Below are 17,988 nucleotides of genomic sequence, written 5' to 3'. Positions count from 1 at the left end.
GCCGTACCAACAGTGCACCGTCAACGGGCTGGCCAGCCAGTTCGCGTTGCAGCTGTTCGCTATTGGCGGGTAAGCGCAGGAATTGCAGCAGGATATTGAGGCAGCCGATTGCGCTGGCGGCGGTATCTAGGGGCGGGTTGGCAGGGGGAGCGGGTGGCAATCAATTTTCTCCTAATTACGATCGCCATCATTCTGCCATACATACATTGTCAAAATTTTTGACCGTAGGGAAACCCTTAATTTTATTGAATAATTCTAATTTTCATTGGATTTTAAATATAATTTATCTGATAAAATATTCGAATAAATTGTTCAATGTATAGATATTGCAAAGAAAGCTATTGAACTGATGGAATAGACCGCATCTGCTCAGCTGCTCATGACAGATAATTGAACAGGTTCTTAGGTATCAGAACCCAGATAGGTTGAACGAAAAACTTGGATGACAACTTCGAGATCAGGGCGGATCTCGCCTGCCGGTATAAACAGCCCATTGCGCATCGAAAGCCCGCCTGTAAGCAGACCGTGATTCGCCGCGGGCGACATAGGCAGCCAGATTCGGGAATTCGTCCAGCATGCCCGACGATCTCAGTCTAAGCAGCACCGACACCATCATCAGATCACCTGCGCTGAACGCACCATCAAGCCAGTCGGCACTACCAAGATAAGCCGAAAGTTGCTTCAACCGATCACGGACGCGATCCTCAACCAGAGGCAGACGCTCCTTATTCCAAGGCTTGTCTGACTCCAGCAATCTGGCAGTCGCAAGTTCAAGGATCGGTGGCTCCACCGTGTTGAGCGCAGCAAACATCCATGTGATCGCACGCGCCCGTATATTGGTATCGTCCGGTAGCAGGCCTGCATAGCGCTCGGCAATGTGGAAGACGATTGCCCCTGACTCAAATAGGGCAAGATCGCCTTGCTCATAGGTTGGAATCTGGCCGAAAGGATGAAGCGCCAGATGTACAGGCTCCTTCATCGCTTGGAACGAAACAAGGTGAGCCTCGTAAGATTGACCCACCTCCTCCAACGCCCAACGAACGCACATATCACGCGCCAGCCCTTTACCGCCATCGGGTGACCGTTCAAACGCAGTAATGGTGATGGTCATATAAGGCGCTCCAAAGCCGCTAACAAAACCCTTTTGGCGTTTTTGCGCAAACTTGCCGTACCACGTACTGTCTACGCTTGCGTGCCTAGCCAGAATCCCTTCGCTGGGTTTTGTTAGCGACTCTAAGCATCTGCTTACCATCTTGCTGCGCAGCAAGATCATAAACAGGTTCTAAGAACCTGTTCAAAATCTGTCGCGAGCGGCTGTCAGCGGGGTGCAGAGCAGCGCAGAAACCGGAGTGTACTTGGGTACATGAGGATTTCGAGCAGCACATAAGCCCCGATCACAGCTGCACAGTAAGATCGTGAACAGGTTCTAAGGCCGGGCAGTTTCACCTAGCTGCTTGGCCACATAACTCGCCAACTTGGGCGACAACTCCGGCGCATGCGCCGCCCGCGAAAACGCATCTTTGGCTGCAGCAGGCTGATTAGCTTCCTTGAGGGCCATCCCCAGCCCGACCCACCAGTCCCCTTGGTCTGGATTACGAGCCAGTGCCTGACGGTAAGCGACCGCAGCAGCCTGGTGTTGACCAGCCTTGAGCTGGATCGCCCCCGCCATCGCATGAAACTCTCCTGGCTCCTGCCCGCTCGGTTGATAGCGTTGCAGTACTTCCACCGCAGCAGGTAAGTTACTACGCGTTACCTTCAAACGGGCCAAGGCCATGACCAGTTCCAACTGGTTGGGCGACAACCGCAGCCCCTCGTTCAATGTATCTTCCGCCCGTTCGGACTGGCCTGACTGCTGTTGCAAGTCCGCCAGCAGGCCGCGTGCCGCTACATGCATGGGTTGCAGTACCAGACACTGGCGCAGGTTGGCTTCCCTTTGCGCCGCCGTCTGGCCTGGCGCCATTGCAAGGGCGTAACGATGCTCCGCCTCCTGCTGGCTGGAAACCTGTTTGATCGCATCGCGCCCTGCTGCACCCTGTGGTTCAGCTTTACCTGCTTTCGGTTGCTTGCCGCCAGGGCTGCGTGGGGATTCGCTTGCAACTTCAATTGCAGGGGCTGGCATCACCTGGCGGGTAGGCTTCTGAACTGACGACTTGTTGAGCTCCTTTTCCTTCTTAAGTGGCATGTCCTTTTGGTCGCCAGCAGGCAGGTTGGGCCAATCATCAGGCGCCAGTACCACCTCCTGCTTGGCCAACATGGCTAGCCAGGGTTCTTCTTCCTGGGTCGGCTTGGTCTTCTTGATAGGGGTAGACGACGCATTGGGCCAATCGGGAGGGACGATGACCACAGCCTGGATAATATCGGACGGCTTGATAGCGGCCTCCTCGACCTTCTCTTTGGCAGGCACATAGGTAAGCGAAGCCGCAAGCAGATCATCAGACGCGGTATCAGATTGTGGAAGCGGCTCCACTGGCTGCAGCAGATGCACAGTGGTAGCTTGTGTGGGGGGTGCCGTCATCAACCCTGCGTCGTCAGGCAACGCCACTGTCACCACGATAGGTGTGGGGGTAGCTACAGGGCGATAGTGTGGCCTGGTACGCTCAGTTTTCGGCGCAAGCCGTTGCCAGCCATACCAGCCGCAGGCCATGCCCAATACAAACAACACAAACACAAAAAGCCGCCAGCTCAAAAACCAACGGCGGCGGTAATACCGGTCGCTTGCGGCCAGGGCAGCGTCGCGTCCATACAAATCGTCGAACATCTTGTTGATCGCGCTCATGGCTTCCCCGTCAGCGCAACAAGCGCATCCACAGCCAGTGATGTATAGGCAGGACATCAAACACGGCTGCGCTGTCCTGTATCGCCAGCATCATGTCGCTCCAGTCCACCTTGTAGCGTTGCCGGCCATAAGCCAGCATCAACGCCTTGTGGCAGAGCAGATTGACCAAGCGCGGCAGACCACGACTTGCCAGATTCAACAGCCACAACGCGCCTGGCGTGAAGAGATTGCTGCCCACCCTGCCTGCCACATAGGTGCGATATTCCAGATAACCCACCAGCTCGGATGGCGCGATGCCACGCAGGCGGTAGTCGAAAGTAATGCGCTGCTTGAACTGGCGCATATTCTTCTGGCGCAGGCGCTGGTCCAGTTCGGGCTGGCCGAATAAAACAATCTGCACCAGCTTGCGATCGTCCAGCTCCAGATTCGACAACAGCCGCAAGGCTTCCAGACTGCCCGATGCCATGATCTGTGCCTCATCAAGACACAGCAGCAGACGACGGCCTGTCTTGGCGAGCTTGATCAGAGCACGATGGATTTCCGTGATGTGGGGCACGCCGAGGTTGATCACCGGCTTTATCCCCAGCTGCCAACCCAGTTCGATATACAGCTCATCGGGCGGCAAGGCAGGGCTGACCAGATGAATCACCCGGTTATCCAACGGGACATCGCGTATGAAAGCATTGCAGAGCAAGGTCTTGCCACTACCTACCTCGCCCGTGATCTTGACGATGCCCTCGCCGGTTTCCACCGCCACACGCAGGGTTTCCAGCGCCTCGCGCACCGACCGGGTGGTGTAGAGGAAATCAGGATTGGCGGTCAAACCGAACGGGGCCGCTTCGAAGCCGAAATGAGTCAGGTACATGGCAGAACCTTACTTTGGCGCAGTTTCAATTTGCGATAGGCGTTCCCGCAATGCCTCGCTGTCCTCATCGGCGATGGTGGCCTTGAGCAGAATCACCAATTCCCGCTTCACCGAGCTTTGATTGTCGTTGCTAAACAGCCGTCCCATCACCGGTAAGCGTCCTAAACCGGGTACTTCGTTGCGATTACGCGACGAAGTACGGCTCATCAACCCACCGATGGCAATCACCTGCCCCATCTTGGCGCGTACGATGCTGTCAGTTTCCTTGATGGTACTGGAAGCCAGCGGCAGGCTATAAGTGCCGCCACTGCCAAGGTCTATCTGCTTGGTCACCGTATTGACTTCGCTGACCGAAGGGTGGATGTGCAGGATCACATTCCCATCACCATCGATCTGCGGGGTGACATCCAAAGCCACACCCGAGAAGAAAGGCTGGGTGGTGAATGATGGTGATGAGGTAACCGAGTTACCGGTGGTGGTGTTGTTGTTGGTGATGCCGGTGATGAAGAATTCATCGGTGCCCACCTTGAGGACGGCTTGCTGATTGTTCAATGTCGCAATGCGGGGGCTGGACAGCACCTCCACCGAACCCTGGCTGCCCAGTAGCTGTAACATCATGCCAAAGTCGGAAGTTTGCAGAGCCAAAGCAAACAAGCCACTGGCGGTGCGGCCCGTTGCAGCGCTCACCCCAACGCCAAGTACATTGGCCATGGTGTCGGTCGTCGTCTTTGGGACTATTCCTGGCGTCGGGTAGCTCAGGCTATTGCCATTCACCCCCGCACCCACCACAACAGGCTTGCCATGGTGCGAGCCCAGTACATTCCAGTTGATACCGCTCTGGAAACCATCGCTGAGTTGCACTTCGAGTATCTTGGCTTCCAGCGTTATCTGCCGCACCAGGGTGTTCTGCGCCACCTTCAGGTATTCCTCCACCGCCCTGATCTCCTTGGGCATGGCGCGTATCATCACGAGGTTGGCTTCAGCATTGATCAGCACGCTCCGCCCTTCCCCTGCCGGCACCAGTACACCCAGCGAAGTGGCAAGGTTCTGCCAGAAGTCGTTGCGATTGCTGGTCCTCACCCGCGTGCTGTTCACCACGGTGTTCGCGCCAGACAGGCCCGTCCCACCCGAATTGCTGCTACCTGCACTGGTATCCGTCAACGAACCGGAAATCACCCGGACTTCCGACTCCCCATTGCGCAGCGAGGTAGGGTAGTTGATCGAAAATACCTTGGTGCGCAGGCCAGGCGCCAGCACGGTAATCCGGTTGCCATCGATACGGTAGTCGTAACCGTAAAGGTCACTGAGCGACTGCATCACCTCGGGTACGCTAACATTCTTCAATTGCAGTGTGACAGTGCCTTTGATGTCTGGGTGTACCAGCATGTTGTAGGGGGTATCGGCCACCATGCCCATCAACACCTGCTGGACAGGGGCGTTGTTCACCACGAGGTCAAAGCGCGGCGACAACGAGTCTGCCAGGGTCTTGGAAATCGGTAGTGTAGGAGCAGGCAAAAGCGCGTCAATGACAGCCCCATCACTGGGCACTGTAACCGGGCTGATGGAGGCCAGCGCCTTATCGATTTCGGCAAGGTTGATCCGGCGGTCGACAGTATTCGCGCACCCGGCTAACAGCACGGAAAAGCTGCACAGGCCCAGTAAGGTATTTTTCATGGCGAGGGCTTCTCGACGAGGGGATGGGGTTTGCGAACCACGCGTACCGCGGGCCGCTTGATGCTCACATCGGGGGCCAGCAACAAACGGTGTGCCTGGCCGGCGCGCAGTAAGGTCACGCCACGGGTATCAATCGCCAACACTTTTGCATCCTCGATCAGGTCGCCTATCGTCACAGGCCGATCATTTATCCAGGCAACAGGGCGCTTGCCGCGCAGCCGTATCAAGGTCAATTGCAAGGCGGCCGCCGATTCGGTTGCCGCCGGATTTTCCTGCGACTGGAGCTGCACTTTGGCTTGTGATGGCGAGCGGGTCGGGTCACGCGGCTGTGGCGCTGCCGAGACGGTCCCGCACAGCAACGAGGCAAGGCAGAGTCTTAGAACCTGTTTACGAACTGTCGCAAACAGCTGCCAGCAGGGTAAAGCGCAGCGCAGAAATCGGAATGTACGTTGGCACATGAGGATTTCGAGCAACACATGAGCCCTGATCGCGACTACACAGTAAGGTCGTAAACAGGTTCTTATAAGGACAGCCATGGCGCATCCTCACTCAAGCTCGAAATCAATACCGTCAGGCCAGCTTGGCCGCTGCCATCAGCCTCCAGCGTCAACTCTTCCCAATACAGCCGCCACGGCCCGGTTTCCAGCCGGTGCAGGTAGTTACGTAATGCGAAGTACTCTCCCTTAAGCTTGAGGCGCTGGCGGTGCTGCCAGATCTTCTTGGCGCCCGCTGTGTCGGGTACCAGCACAACTGCCGGCAGGGTTTCCAGCTGTTCGAGCTTCAAGCCAGGCTCAGCCACCACCAAGTCGCGCAGCAAGCCGGCTGTACGGTCAGGCGGTATCAGGTCCTGGCGTAACGACCACCAGGGTTTCTCGGCAGTTTCCTGTACAACCTGACTCTTCGTCTTACGCGGCAGGATGTAACGGCCCAACTGGCCGTTCAAGGCATCGAGGGCACTGCGGCTTTCTTTCAGCGCCAGGATGGCATGCTGACGCCGGACCGATATGGGCCGCAGCAGACCAAGGTCCAGAGCCAGTACCAGACACATCAATACCACCACGATGCTAAGCATGCGTTGCCGCATAGGCTGCAAGTCATAGTTCCGTTGCCATCGCCGGAAGGTGCCAAGCAGTTTGCCCATCATGGATTCCCCTTGGGCAAGCTGGCAGCCTGGTTTTGCAACTCAAAACGTATGCCCCCGCCATTGTTCTCGACCCCACCGATATGCATGCCCTGAAACTCGCTGCCGGTAAACACCTTCTGCTGGTTCAATGCATCCAGATAAGCAGGCAGCAAAGTGGCCGAGTTCGCCCTGCCCTGCAGGCTCAAACTGCCTGCCCGCACAACAAAGCCGGTCAGCCAGACTCCCTCTGCCTGGGCTAGCGCCAAGCCATCAAAATAGGCGGAGAAAGCAGTACCATGCCGGCTGTTCTTCAGCGCCTGCAGGGTTGCCTGACTGGTCCGGACATCCGCCACCGGCGTGTTCTTTTCCGGCTCGACACGTGGCGCCGGCGACATATCCCCAGCGCGTATCAGGGCTTCCATATCTCGCCCCAATGCCGTCTTGCTGGTCTGTAAAACGGCGAGGTGATCCTCAACCGAGTTCAACTGCCGTGTACTGAACCACCAGGCCCCAAACGCCGATGAAAGAATCAACGCCACCACACAAATCAACCAGATAAGGCCGAAGGTGACGGGTTTGGTTTTGAAGACTGGGCTGAAAAGATTGATCTGTTGCGTCATGATGCCCTCGCACCTTCACGCAACGCAGCACCGAGCAGCAGCATGGCTTCCACCTGACGCTGCGGATCGGGTATCAGCTCGGCTATACCATCCATTTGATTGGCGAGATCGGCGACTTCTATCGGCAGGTCCATATGGTCCCGCAGCGCTTCCAACAAAGGTGTCGGATCACAAGGCAAGGCAAGTACCAGATGACTGAGCGCCAGATCACGGAAGTAGCGGTCGACATGATCAACCGTCCGGCTTATCTCACGCTGGATGCGGTCCAGGTGGGTATCCCGCTCCGGACCATCACGAATCAACTTCTGCGCCCCGCTCTCCAGATTGCGCACCATATAGAGTTCGCCATCGCGCACCACCAGCAACATGCCGTATTCCATACCGAACCAAGCGAGTAGAACGGCATGCCCGGGCCGCTCAAACAATGAGGCGATGTTACGCAGCGCAAGCTCAGGAATATCGATCGCCTCCAAGGGCACCTGCATTTCCCGGAACTGGTTCACACAGTCGGCCACCACATCGTTATTGGCCGCTACCACCAGCATCAGTGCAGGCCGGTTCGTGTCCTTACTTGGCTGGGGGATGTCGAGCACATCAATCGTCACATCATCGATATGGGTCTCCAGCATCGGCTTGACCTGCCAACGTACCGCCGTACGCATCTCTTCAGGTGGCACATTGGGCGTTTCTATCTGCAACAGCCGGTAGGTTTGCGAGCCGAGCAAGGTCACGACGCCCTTCTGGTTGCCCAGGCGGCCAGCCCGCAGCAGATCAGGGTCGATCGTCTGATAGGTGTAAAGCAACGGGCGGGAGTCGCGACGGGAAATCTGCGCGAAATTCCACCCTTCTGGGCCCGGCATGACAGCCAGCCAGTCAGGTACGGCAGGCTGCCGCCCTAGCAATCTGAGCAAAAGATCACGCATCCCCCTCCCTTCGTGCCTGCCTGGTAAGCGACATCAATAGTTTTCCCTCAGGTAGATGACCGGCTGACGGGTCTGATACAGCCCGAAAGTCGCCCGCGCCCAAGGTTGCAGGCTGGCATTGAAATTAGCCCCTACTGCAGCACCTTTCAGATAGCCAAAGCCGTTGGTATCCAGATTCATCGTCAAATCCACACTCCCCCTTGCACCGCCACTGGGCTTCAGCAGACTCAGCGTCACCTTGCCCTGATTGGCCACGACCGGTGCCGTACCGAACTGGATATTGCTGTTAGGCATGTTCGTGCTGGTCAGACTGCCCAGATAATTACCAAGGCTGGCCACACCTATCCCGCTGGGCAGCACCACCGTGCAACTATCGTTGTAGTTCTGGCTGAAGCCTTGGGCCCAACTTTCCAACACAGCCGGGATAGGCAGATCCAATTGTTCCGACCCCAACGCATTGCTGAGCTTGAGCCGACCATAGCGCAAGATCGTCGAACCCAGCCGTTGGTGGGTATTGCCGCCACTGCCCGTCACATTCAGATCCAGCGCACTGGATGCAAGCGCAGTACTGTCGGTATCGGCCGGTTGTGTGCCGATATAGGCGTTCAGGAAAGGCCCGTCCGGGCTCGTGGCCCGGCTGATCACCAGAGGCTGGCTGACGCTGGCGACACCGGACGACCAGGTAAGCGACTGGCTGCTGCTGGTCATTCGGCTGCTCAGCGCAGTGGTCACACCACTCGTGATATCGGCTGCGGCAAACCCCAGCGCCGTACTGCTGCTCATCTTGGAAAAACCCAGGGTACTGTCGTAATTACGGGTCACACTCCCGCCAGCCGCCACAGCGCTGAGGCTGAACAGGGCACGCAGCGGTTCGCCCAGATAGGTGAAATTGGATGCTGGGCTGCAGCTCAGATCGCTGCGATTGGTCAGGCTGTTGGCACTGACCACGAAACGGTGGGGTGCGAACCGCCCCAGGTTGGCCGAGGCCGTCAATACCGAACCATCGCCGCTGCCCAGATCGCCTGTACTCAGATAATCCAGGCCGCCTGCGCTGGTGCCCACATGGGGCGTCAAGGTCATGATGCCAACTTCATTCCAGATGAGATTGCTCAGGGTGGCAGCGCCGCTGCTGAACCCACTGCTGAGCAGATAGCCACCGTACTGGCTGCTGCCGCTGCTGTTCTGTGCGGTGGCATTGGTGCCGGTTGCAGGCGCAACCAGGCTGGCGATGATCACGCTGCCCTGCGCCGGCGTTTCGAGCCCGAAGTTCGGCGTCGCCACACCCGAGGCATTGAGCGCTGTCACCGTCATCCCGAGCGAGTCACCAGCACGGGCAAAGAAAGGCGAACTGGCATTGGTCGGGTTGCTCGGGGGGCTCGTGTTGTCGCTGACACGCTTGATATTGCTCAGCTGCAGGGTGTAGGGCTTGACGGTGAAGCTGGCGCTACCGGCCATGCTCAAACCCAAGTCCCCATTCGGTATAGAGCCCGTATACAGCGCGTTCAGTGTGATGCGCCCTACATCGGGGTAATTGACTCGTACCTGCGCTTGGCCACTGGCGTTGAAAGCCAGGGAAAACGCCGTACCGGGCGAGCTGCCGCTGATGGCTGAAGTGCTGCTGGCACCCGATGGGTTCGCTGTCAGCGTCAAAGCCTTGGTGCCACTGGCTGGGTTGACATAGCTGCTCCAGAACGAAACCGTGCGCGTGACATTGGCAAAAGCCGGGATGCACTGCTGGGTAGCCGGGTCGGTACCCAACGCAGCCAGTGTCAGCGTACCGGAGTTCAGCCCCGCCACCTGGTTGGGAATCGTGGGAGAGAATACAAGGGCGCTATCGTAGACCTGGATGGTACAGGTACCGTTTCCTCCTGTGGGACACGTCGTCCCCCCACCCGAAGCCAACGCGGGCACCGACGCGCTGACCGACAAGGTATAGCTGCCGGCGGTGGTGGGCTGGAAAGCATAGGTGCCGGTACCGCTGCTCAAGGTCTGTACCGAACCCGCAGTCCAGCCACTGACCGGCGCAAGCGTTACCGCGACAGAACCGTTGTAAAGCGTACTGCACGCAGTATCCATACACGCCTTCACCGTGATGTTCTGCGCCTTGCAAGTCAGCCCCGTAGTGGGTGGGTTCATTTCAAAATGATGGATGGTGACGGGCGTTGATGCCGGATTCAGCACAACCTGCTGGCCAATATTGGCGGTGACACTCACAGCCAGGGCAGTCAACGCCGGGCAGGTGCCAGCCGAGGCCATGAGCTGCCCATCGGAAACGACCGTCAGCCCGAGCAGAAGACTGGTGGAGGAACCGGCATAGGTGGTTACACCAATAGGGCCGACAGTAAGGCTCAGCAATGCGGTCGAGAACCCGAAGAACCCCATCTGCATGGCACCGGCAGGGCAACCGGCAATACTTGGTGCAGTGGAAAGAAGCAGGCTGCCAGCCTGGCCACTATGGCCGAAGATGGGAGAGGTATTATCCACCCCACGCATGGTCACCGCGGTAAGGACCAGGGCGCCCGACAATGAACTCGTGAAGGTATACGAAGCTGGCTCGGAACCGGTCGCCACACGGTAATAGATGGCCTTGCTGATACCCACAGTGAGATAGGTTCGGTTATCTGAACGTATCTGGGTCCAACCTGCCGGTGTAGCAAGGACAGAAGCACTACGCGATGTCGCGAACTGCACCAGCATCACATCTCCGGCCACCGTACCAGCGGGCACGTTAACTGCCAAAGTGGTACTGGTGGCATTTGCGCTCTGCGCCACGTTGGCCGCCACAAAGGTAATGGCAGCCTGTGCCCGGCTACTCAGCACTAATATCAGCATGCACAGCAACAGAAGCGAGCGACAAGCCATCAGCAGCTCCCTCCACCGGCATCCACACAGCGCAGTACACTGGCCGACAACTGCCTTTCCACATAATTCAGCGCGCGTTGTGATGTACCGCAGGTGCTACCGCTCGTTAACCTGCAGGCTGTGGCCGTGAGCTGGTAAACCGTCACCGTATTGCCGCCCACATTGTGGCTGCTGCTGGTACACGCCAGATTGATCGTGAAGTCCGCCATCAAGCCGCCCAGGCTCAAGTTGCTGGCCGACGAACATTGATTGGCATTCAACGCCTGATAAGCTGCAAACTCCACCCCAGCCCGCGCTGCCTGATAGGCGCGGCTGCCTTGCAAATCCAGCGTCGCGCTTTGCTGCGCTGTACTGCTGAGATTGAGTACAACGCTGACCAGCAGGCCCAATATCACCAGCAGGAACATAGCGGCGAGCAAGGCAAAACCCGCAGCAGGCGGGTAAAGGAGGCGATCAGGGCAGATTGCTGACATGCACTCCCCCATAAAGCGTGATCGACTCTCCCGCTCGCGTCAGCGTCAGGCGCAATCCCACCAGGCCGGTACGCTGGTGTGCGCCCGTGGTATCCGGCTCGTACTGGAACTGACAATCACTGACATAGTTGCTCATCAGCGATTGGCTGGCGCTCACCGGCATGGTGGTGGGTTGGCTGGTCTGGATCGTGTAATTGCGCCATAAGGTCAAGGTACCCGTGCCGTCGCCATTGGCATTTTGTGCACCGGGTGCGCAGACGAAGCTGATGGGACCACTCACCACCTGGAAGCGATTGCCCGGCGAAGCTAAGGGGAAGGTACGGCTGTCGAAGGTGATATGGCTTTCATTCGCCAGGCTACCTGCGCTGACAGTACGTATGGTGCTGCGGTTCTGCCCAGCATAGGCATCGGTCGTGTCAAAGCCCAGGTTGTAGATCACCAGCTGGTCCTGATTGACCACAATGGCGCTACTGCCCGAGGAAGCCACACTGCCCAAGGTGTCAAAGGCTGTGTCCCCGGTGAAATCGAGCGGGTCACCCCCACCGCTATTGGATGTCTGGTCGCGGTAACGGCCACCAGTACGGGTCTGTAACATTTCCAGATACTGCGTCGTACCGCCTGTGGTCATCCGGATGCTGTTGGGCAACGCCAGCCGTAAGTCGCGGCTCAGACGTCGCAGGCTGGCATCGGCCACTGCGGTCAGGTCGGCCCGTTGGCGATTCAGAAAGTAGGAACGTATCGGTCCGTTCAGAAAGACAGCGACGCTGGTGGAAATGATAGCGACGATGGTCAATACCATGATCAGCTCCACCAGGGTGAAGCCGCCAGTTCGGCAGTAGCGAAAGAGTGTACTTCGTCTAGCCATAGTTGAACCGGTAACCCGTCAGTATGGTCTGGGCCCCCGCCGAATCGGTAACCGTCACGGTAATCACCCAGGTATCGCTGGTGGCCACCGTACCAATCGATGAAGACGGATGCACAACCGCCACCGCCACTGTGTAGCCGGACAGCGCCGTAACGGCTGTGCCATCTACAGTGCTGATGCCATGCGCCACATAACCGTCGTAGGCGGAAACATGGTCGAAATAAGTACGATTGGTGCCCGAATAAGCCGAGCTGGGCGCAGTAAAGGGTTGCAACAACACCTCTTCCAATATGCCTTCGGCAATGCTCAATGCCTGTTTACGCACCAGCGGGTCGCCACTGGCGGCGGCCGATACCACATAAATCTGCGTGACCCCAGCCACGGCAATACCGACAATCAAAATGAAGAACAATAATTCGAGCAGCGTAAAGCCATGTGCACGATGCCTTGCCGTAATTAACGGCAAAGCACTGTGTGTAGAACGTGCTGTACACAATTCAGTGCACATAACCGGTATCGGCCTCCACTGTAATCAACACGACTTGATCTCCGACCAGGCTGACGGACAATGTCGAGCCCAAACTCGTCGCACCCAGACCGTCGAAAGAAAAATTGGACGTGGTCGCCAATGTCAGACCGTCGGGTATTGCCATCACAAATGGCGTCGTACCGTCCGCGCCAGTGGCTGCCTGGGTGCAGGCGGAATCGAGGCAGAATTGCACCTGGCTGGCGCTCAGCCGTACATATACCGGCGCGCGTTGCGCAATCGCCAATTCACGGGCAAAACGTAAATTGGCAATCAACCGGTCGGCAAAGCCGCGGGTGGCGAATTGGGAGGTATCGAATAACCGGGGGGCCAGCACGGCAAGCAGGATCGCCATCACTACCAGCGTGATGGCAAGCTCGACCAGGGTGAATCCACGGCATCGTGTCGCTACGTACTGCGGCATGACACTCGCTGCGATGTTGCCAGCGCAGGCCTCAAGGCACGATAGTCAGTACCACCCTGCCTGTATGGCTATTGGGTCCGGTGACCACGCAGGTGAATTGCGATCCGCTCGCCGTTGGCAGTGTGGTACCGCCCAGCAAAGCGATGCTGTAACCCGTCGGTGCAGTAGCCGACCCTGTGCCGATCACACCCCAGGCATCGGCACAGGTAGAGACAGCCACACCACGCCGGCTCCCCACGGCGACGCCATTGGCGATGTCCACGCTGCGGGCTGCGTAGTTGATCGTATTGCCGGAATTGATTGAGGCCACCGTACCTGCCAGGGAAGCTGTGTTGGCATCGTCGGATAAGTCAAAGAAACGGGGTAGCGCCACTGCAGCCAGAATACCCAGAATAACAATGACCATGATCAGTTCGAGCAGGGTGAAGCCTGCTTGATTTCTGCGCATCAGATTTCCTCCTGAAGACATGATGTAGATAACCATTAACCGGTATGAACCGATCAAGACCTTTATTACTGGATTATTTTTTACTCATTTAGCCAGTTTTTATTTGCAGTCGATTTGATGCTAGACGCCTATTTAAATAAGGCAATAAATATAGGGAATATATTGGCGTCATAAATGAATTGATGTCCCAAAATGCCGTTTCGTTGTCCGAAATATAAATGCACGTGATTAACCCCTATCTATTACGAAACATTCCACAGAACGTTTCAAAAGTGGTGTCACACTTTTCGTTTTCCTTCCCTCATTTAGAGTCGCTAACAAAACTCAGCGAAGCGATTCTGGCTCGGCGCGCAAGCGTAGACAGTACGTGTGTACGGCAAGCTTGCTCAACAACGCTAGAAGGGTTTTGTTAGCGGCTCTTATCCCCCCTTACCCATTGCCACCCGCCCAAGATCCCAGATAGGCAGGAACACACCCAGTGCCAGCACCAGCACTACCAACGACAACACCATGATCAGCAATGGCTCGATGCGCGCGCCCAAGGTCTCCACACCATAATCGACCTCACGCTCGTAGAGGTCAGCCACTTCCGCCATCAGACCATCCAGGTCGCCGGTCTCCTCACCCACCGCGATCATCTGCAACACTGCCGGCGTGAAAACCCCGGCCGTTGCTGCCGTCTGCAACACGCTTTCAGCACGTTCTATACCAAGGCGCATCTGCTCCACCCGTTGGGCGATATAGTCGTTGTCAACGATCTGCCCTACCACAGACATACCCTGCAATACCGGCACACCACTTTGCAGGGTGATGGACAAACCACGGGCAAATCGCGCCAGCGATGCCTTGAGAACCATGTCACCCACGATAGGCAGGCGCAGTTTCAGTCTGTGCCAACGATAACGCCCCGGGGCACTACGAAGGTAAAGGCCTACACCGACTATCAAGGTGGCCAGCGCGGCAACAAGAAGTGGCCCGTGGCTCACCGAAAATTCCGAGACACCGATCAATACCCGCGTCAGTAATGGCAACTCGGTATGAAAACCTTTGTAGACACGTGCGAAAGCAGGAATGACGAACACATTCACCGTGGCTATCGCGATCAGTACACCAACCAGGACGAAAGACGGATAGCGCAAAGCTGCACTGATCTGACGACGTGTGCGGTGTTCGAACTCCATGTAATGAAACAGGCGAAGGAAAACTTCATCGAGCCTGCCAGTCAGTTCCCCCACCTGAACCAGGCTGACAAACAAGGTGGAAAACACATCCGGTTGCAAACGCATGGCTTGCGACAGCTCCCTACCCGCCTCCAGATTATCGCGCAGGGACTGGATAACCGTTGCCAGGCGGCCATTGCCACCCGACTGCTGCAAACCGGCCAATGCCCGCATGATGGGGATACCAGCCTTGAGCATGGAATACATCTGCCGCGTGAAGAGCAGAATCTCCTCATCAGTAACCCGATCACGCCGCAGCAGTTGTTCCAACCCACCCCGACGGCTTTGTGAAAACTCCTCATCAATGGTGATGGGAACGATGCCGGTGTTGAGCAGATGGCTGGCCAGGCTGTCCGGACTCGTCGCTTCCTGCAAGCCGCTCACCGACTCGCCACGCTTGTTGCGACCACGGTAACGAAAGCGCCGCACCGGTCATTCCTCCAACAGACTGTTTAGGCGCATCACTTCACGCACGGTGATCTGGCCAGACTCCAGCAGCTTCAACGCCCAGTCGAACAGGGTTTTTCCCTGCATCTGCGCACGCGCCGCCTCGATAAACGATTGCGGATCACCTTGGCTGATCAGGCTGGTGAGCGTGCTGTTCATCTCCAGCATTTCGTAAATGCCCACCCGGCCCGAGTAACCCGTACGATGGCAATGCGCGCACCCCGCTCCCTGCTTGATACGCAGACCGAGCGCCGATTCCCCGTAATTGCTGCGCAACCACTCGGATTCCTGCGCGGTGAGATCAGCCGGCTCCTGGCAATGCGGGCAGATAAGCCGTACCAGGCGCTGGGCAATCACCGCCTGCAGCGACACCGCCACCAGATACGCCGGCACGCCCATGTCGATCAGACGCATCGGTGTATTCGCAGCATTACGGGTGTGCAGCGTAGTCAGCACAAGGTGGCCGGTCATCGCAGCACGTAACCCGACCTGGGCGGTTTCCTGATCGCGCATCTCACCCACCAGGATCACATCAGGGTCTTGCCGCAATACCGAGCGCAATACCCGGGCAAAATTCAACTCGATCTTTTCGTTCACCTGTACCTGAGTAATGTCGGGCAAGCGGTATTCGACCGGGTCTTCGACGGTGACGATCTTGGTGCTGACATGATTGATTTCACTGACCGAGGCATACAAAGTGCTGGTCTTGCCGCTACCGGTCGGCCCCGTCACCACCACCATGCCGCTGCTGCGGCCCAGGATGGCGCGCAGGCGCTTCAACATGTCCTCGGGCATACCCAGCTTATCGAGCTGCAACGCCATGTCAGTCTGGTTGAGCAGACGCATCACGATCGATTCGCCATAAGGCGTAGGCATGGTGGACATACGTACATCCACCGGCCCTTTCTGCACAATGATCTGGAAACGGCCATCCTGCGGTAAGCGACGTTCCGAGATGTCCAGCCCCGCCAGCAGCTTAAGCCGTTGCGCCAAGGCAGGCGCAATCTTGATATCACCCGCCGTCTGCAGCTGCAACGAGCCATTGACGCGCAAACGAATATTGAGGCGTTGTTCCTGCGGTTCGAGATGTACGTCGGAAGCATGCAACTGCACGGCTTCCTCGAACAACGATTGCACAAGCTTGGCAACCGGTGCGTCCTCTTGCGTATTCGCCGCCCCCAGGCTCTGCCTTAGGCTGTCCACATCGCCCAGGTCCTGCTCCAGGGCACGGGCATGGCCACTGATTTCCTCGGTACGCCGGTAGACGGTATCGAGCAGCGGTAAAAGCTCACTTTCCATCAGGATTGCGAGGGTGATCTCACTCTTGAGCGCGCCGGATAGTGCATCGTAGCTATACAGGTCGGTCGGGTCGCACATCCCGACCATCAGACTGCCACGCCGCTCTTCCAGCAGCAAAGCACGGCCGCGCCGCGCCAGGGCTTCCGGCAGACGCCGTGAAAAGACCACATCAACGGGAAACTGCTTGAGACTGATAAAGGGGATGCTCAACTGCACAGCAACGGCCTGACAGACTTCCTGCTCCGTCGCATAGCCCAGATCCATGATGATGCGGCCCAGGCGTCGGCCGCTACGCTGTTGCTCTTCCAGCGCACGCTTAAGCTGATCTTGCGAAATCACCCGGTGCTGTATCAACACTTCACCCAGGCGGAAACTTCCCTGTTTCGGCACCGCTTTTTCCCCTGCCCTTCCCCATTCCCCAACCAGGGAGGCGCTATTTGTGTGGCACTACTTATTGGCTAGCTCATATGGCAATTCGCCGGCACAACCAACAGCTTATTAGTTCTGTAATAGGCTATAGCGCCATGCCGTGCTGAAATATCACGGCATGTAAGGGGAACAAGGCATAGTGCTAGCAGCACCCTCATCTGTGTCAGAGCCTATTTACGATCTGTCACGAGTAGTTGATAGCAAACCTTGAACCAGTTCGAAGAGCGTGTTCCAAGCCTCACAAGATCACAAGCAAGGCAAAGGCAGGGCGAAGCGCAGAAACCGGAATATCTTTATGTACATAGGGCTTTCGAAATGCACATAAGCCCTGTGTACAACTGCGCAGTAAGATCGTAAACAGGTTCTTAGAACCTGTCTAAAGTCTTGCGAGCTAGAGCAAGACAAGGCGAAAACAGCCGAGGAAGCGGAGTTTACTTATGGTAAATGAGCATTCCGAGGGTGTTTTCAACGCCGTATTGCTGACGCACAGCAGACTTTAGGCAGGTTCTTAGATAAGACCGCTGCCCGATACCATGCAGCCAAAGCTGCCAGCCGGCCTGTCTCCCAATCCAGCGTTGTGCTGACCTTTGCTTCTTCATACTCACGCTGCAGCACAGCTTCTATTTCCTCAAAAAGACGCGCCGGATAACGCAATACAGCCATATAGCCCAATCTATAAGCTGGCGCGAAAGCGAAGTAATTATGGTGCTTGTCCGCATAGGGCTGACCGGCATGGTGAACCTGCCAATAGCGCTCTTCGAAATTGGGGTTGAGCGCGTCAATGGCTGCTTCACCTTTCTTAGAACCTGTTCAAAGTCTTTTCATCTAGCCCCAAACCGGCGATGCTTGCCCAATGAGAACCGCTTACCCCAGCGACGTCAGTCGCAAACAATTTGAAACCATTCGCCCACTGCTGGAAAGTGCCCGTAAGAAAACCTGTCCTCGCCGAGTCGACCTATACGACGTATTTTGTGCCGTCCTCTATCTACTCAAGAGCGGCTGCCAGTGGCGTAT

Annotated in this window: 18 protein-coding genes; 1 reads left to right on the top strand and 17 read right to left on the bottom strand. The window is 57.0% G+C overall.

Going from position 1 to position 17,988, the window contains the following annotated elements; all coding sequences use genetic code 11:
• Positions 1 to 457: 457 nt before the first annotated feature.
• From ACUHMQ_RS17570 to ACUHMQ_RS17490, 17 genes are all read right to left on the bottom strand, one after another.
• A complete protein-coding gene (locus tag ACUHMQ_RS17570) occupies positions 458 to 1,111 on the bottom strand; it encodes a glutathione S-transferase family protein (protein ID WP_445296759.1) in 654 nt (217 codons plus the stop codon).
• 315 nt (positions 1,112 to 1,426) lie between these two features.
• Positions 1,427 to 2,776 carry a tetratricopeptide repeat protein gene (locus tag ACUHMQ_RS17565; protein ID WP_445296758.1) on the bottom strand — a complete coding sequence of 450 codons (1,350 nt, stop codon included), beginning with the start codon at positions 2,774 to 2,776 and terminating at the stop codon, positions 1,427 to 1,429.
• Between the two features lie 10 nt (positions 2,777 to 2,786).
• Complete coding sequence (locus ACUHMQ_RS17560) at positions 2,787 to 3,641, bottom strand: ExeA family protein (RefSeq protein WP_445296757.1); 855 nt, start codon at positions 3,639 to 3,641, stop codon at positions 2,787 to 2,789.
• A gap of 9 nt (positions 3,642 to 3,650) precedes the next feature.
• The gene (mshL, locus tag ACUHMQ_RS17555; protein ID WP_445296756.1) at positions 3,651 to 5,315 is read right to left on the bottom strand and encodes a pilus (MSHA type) biogenesis protein MshL; all 1,665 of its coding nucleotides are present in this window, start codon (positions 5,313 to 5,315) and stop codon (positions 3,651 to 3,653) included.
• Complete coding sequence (locus ACUHMQ_RS17550) at positions 5,312 to 5,773, bottom strand: hypothetical protein (RefSeq protein WP_445296755.1); 462 nt, start codon at positions 5,771 to 5,773, stop codon at positions 5,312 to 5,314. The genes mshL and ACUHMQ_RS17550 overlap by 4 nt, the downstream gene beginning before the upstream one ends.
• 62 nt (positions 5,774 to 5,835) lie before the next feature.
• Positions 5,836 to 6,459 (bottom strand): hypothetical protein, encoded by a 624-nt coding sequence (locus ACUHMQ_RS17545; RefSeq protein WP_445296754.1) that lies wholly within the window; start codon positions 6,457 to 6,459, stop codon positions 5,836 to 5,838.
• Positions 6,456 to 7,058: a PilN domain-containing protein gene (locus ACUHMQ_RS17540; protein WP_445296753.1), complete on the bottom strand. Its 603-nt coding sequence runs from the start codon at positions 7,056 to 7,058 to the stop codon at positions 6,456 to 6,458. Before ACUHMQ_RS17540 ends, ACUHMQ_RS17545 begins: the two co-directional genes overlap by 4 nt.
• A complete protein-coding gene (locus tag ACUHMQ_RS17535; RefSeq protein ID WP_445296752.1) occupies positions 7,055 to 7,981 on the bottom strand; it encodes a hypothetical protein in 927 nt (308 codons plus the stop codon). Before ACUHMQ_RS17535 ends, ACUHMQ_RS17540 begins: the two co-directional genes overlap by 4 nt.
• A 33-nt stretch (positions 7,982 to 8,014) precedes the next feature.
• Positions 8,015 to 10,843 (bottom strand): DUF6701 domain-containing protein, encoded by a 2,829-nt coding sequence (locus ACUHMQ_RS17530; protein WP_445296751.1) that lies wholly within the window; start codon positions 10,841 to 10,843, stop codon positions 8,015 to 8,017.
• Positions 10,843 to 11,316, bottom strand: coding sequence for a hypothetical protein (locus ACUHMQ_RS17525; RefSeq protein ID WP_445296750.1), 474 nt, complete (start codon positions 11,314 to 11,316; stop codon positions 10,843 to 10,845). The genes ACUHMQ_RS17530 and ACUHMQ_RS17525 overlap by 1 nt, the downstream gene beginning before the upstream one ends.
• Positions 11,297 to 12,181, bottom strand: a complete 885-nt coding sequence (locus tag ACUHMQ_RS17520) for a type II secretion system protein (protein WP_445296749.1) — start codon at positions 12,179 to 12,181, stop codon at positions 11,297 to 11,299. The genes ACUHMQ_RS17525 and ACUHMQ_RS17520 overlap by 20 nt, the downstream gene beginning before the upstream one ends.
• Complete coding sequence (locus tag ACUHMQ_RS17515; RefSeq protein ID WP_445296748.1) at positions 12,174 to 12,689, bottom strand: prepilin-type N-terminal cleavage/methylation domain-containing protein; 516 nt, start codon at positions 12,687 to 12,689, stop codon at positions 12,174 to 12,176. Before ACUHMQ_RS17515 ends, ACUHMQ_RS17520 begins: the two co-directional genes overlap by 8 nt.
• On the bottom strand, positions 12,679 to 13,131 hold the full coding sequence (locus ACUHMQ_RS17510) for a GspH/FimT family pseudopilin (RefSeq protein ID WP_445296747.1): 453 nt from the start codon (positions 13,129 to 13,131) through the stop codon (positions 12,679 to 12,681). The genes ACUHMQ_RS17515 and ACUHMQ_RS17510 overlap by 11 nt, the downstream gene beginning before the upstream one ends.
• A 31-nt stretch (positions 13,132 to 13,162) precedes the next feature.
• Positions 13,163 to 13,579, bottom strand: coding sequence for a type II secretion system protein (locus ACUHMQ_RS17505; protein WP_445296746.1), 417 nt, complete (start codon positions 13,577 to 13,579; stop codon positions 13,163 to 13,165).
• 419 nt (positions 13,580 to 13,998) lie between these two features.
• Complete coding sequence (locus tag ACUHMQ_RS17500; protein ID WP_445296745.1) at positions 13,999 to 15,228, bottom strand: type II secretion system F family protein; 1,230 nt, start codon at positions 15,226 to 15,228, stop codon at positions 13,999 to 14,001.
• Positions 15,229 to 15,231: 3 nt separating this feature from the next.
• Positions 15,232 to 16,935: a GspE/PulE family protein gene (locus ACUHMQ_RS17495; protein WP_445296744.1), complete on the bottom strand. Its 1,704-nt coding sequence runs from the start codon at positions 16,933 to 16,935 to the stop codon at positions 15,232 to 15,234.
• 504 nt (positions 16,936 to 17,439) lie between these two features.
• Positions 17,440 to 17,637 (bottom strand): hypothetical protein, encoded by a 198-nt coding sequence (locus ACUHMQ_RS17490; RefSeq protein ID WP_445296743.1) that lies wholly within the window; start codon positions 17,635 to 17,637, stop codon positions 17,440 to 17,442.
• A gap of 190 nt (positions 17,638 to 17,827) precedes the next feature.
• Here ACUHMQ_RS17490 and ACUHMQ_RS17485 point away from each other — a divergent pair.
• The coding region (locus ACUHMQ_RS17485; RefSeq protein WP_445296760.1) for a transposase at positions 17,828 to 17,988 on the top strand (161 nt) is incomplete at its 3' end.

The sequence above is a fragment of the Chitinimonas violaceus genome, assembly GCF_052601015.1.
The sequence above is the reverse complement of the archived record's forward strand: the minus strand, read 5'-3'. Positions and strand labels throughout refer to the sequence as shown.

Coding starts and splice junctions, on each gene's coding strand:
- ACUHMQ_RS17560 (WP_445296757.1), bottom strand. CDS start 3,641: ATGTACCTGACTCATTTCGGCTTCGAAGCGGCCCCGTTCGGTTTGACC.
- ACUHMQ_RS17515 (WP_445296748.1), bottom strand. CDS start 12,689: ATGTGCACTGAATTGTGTACAGCACGTTCTACACACAGTGCTTTGCCG.
- ACUHMQ_RS17520 (WP_445296749.1), bottom strand. CDS start 12,181: ATGGCTAGACGAAGTACACTCTTTCGCTACTGCCGAACTGGCGGCTTC.
- mshL (WP_445296756.1), bottom strand. CDS start 5,315: ATGAAAAATACCTTACTGGGCCTGTGCAGCTTTTCCGTGCTGTTAGCC.
- ACUHMQ_RS17565 (WP_445296758.1), bottom strand. CDS start 2,776: ATGAGCGCGATCAACAAGATGTTCGACGATTTGTATGGACGCGACGCT.
- ACUHMQ_RS17510 (WP_445296747.1), bottom strand. CDS start 13,131: ATGCCGCAGTACGTAGCGACACGATGCCGTGGATTCACCCTGGTCGAG.
- ACUHMQ_RS17545 (WP_445296754.1), bottom strand. CDS start 6,459: ATGATGGGCAAACTGCTTGGCACCTTCCGGCGATGGCAACGGAACTAT.
- ACUHMQ_RS17490 (WP_445296743.1), bottom strand. CDS start 17,637: ATGGCTGTATTGCGTTATCCGGCGCGTCTTTTTGAGGAAATAGAAGCT.
- ACUHMQ_RS17530 (WP_445296751.1), bottom strand. CDS start 10,843: ATGGCTTGTCGCTCGCTTCTGTTGCTGTGCATGCTGATATTAGTGCTG.
- ACUHMQ_RS17540 (WP_445296753.1), bottom strand. CDS start 7,058: ATGACGCAACAGATCAATCTTTTCAGCCCAGTCTTCAAAACCAAACCC.
- ACUHMQ_RS17505 (WP_445296746.1), bottom strand. CDS start 13,579: ATGCGCAGAAATCAAGCAGGCTTCACCCTGCTCGAACTGATCATGGTC.
- ACUHMQ_RS17570 (WP_445296759.1), bottom strand. CDS start 1,111: ATGACCATCACCATTACTGCGTTTGAACGGTCACCCGATGGCGGTAAA.
- ACUHMQ_RS17525 (WP_445296750.1), bottom strand. CDS start 11,316: ATGTCAGCAATCTGCCCTGATCGCCTCCTTTACCCGCCTGCTGCGGGT.
- ACUHMQ_RS17550 (WP_445296755.1), bottom strand. CDS start 5,773: ATGTGCCAACGTACATTCCGATTTCTGCGCTGCGCTTTACCCTGCTGG.
- ACUHMQ_RS17535 (WP_445296752.1), bottom strand. CDS start 7,981: ATGCGTGATCTTTTGCTCAGATTGCTAGGGCGGCAGCCTGCCGTACCT.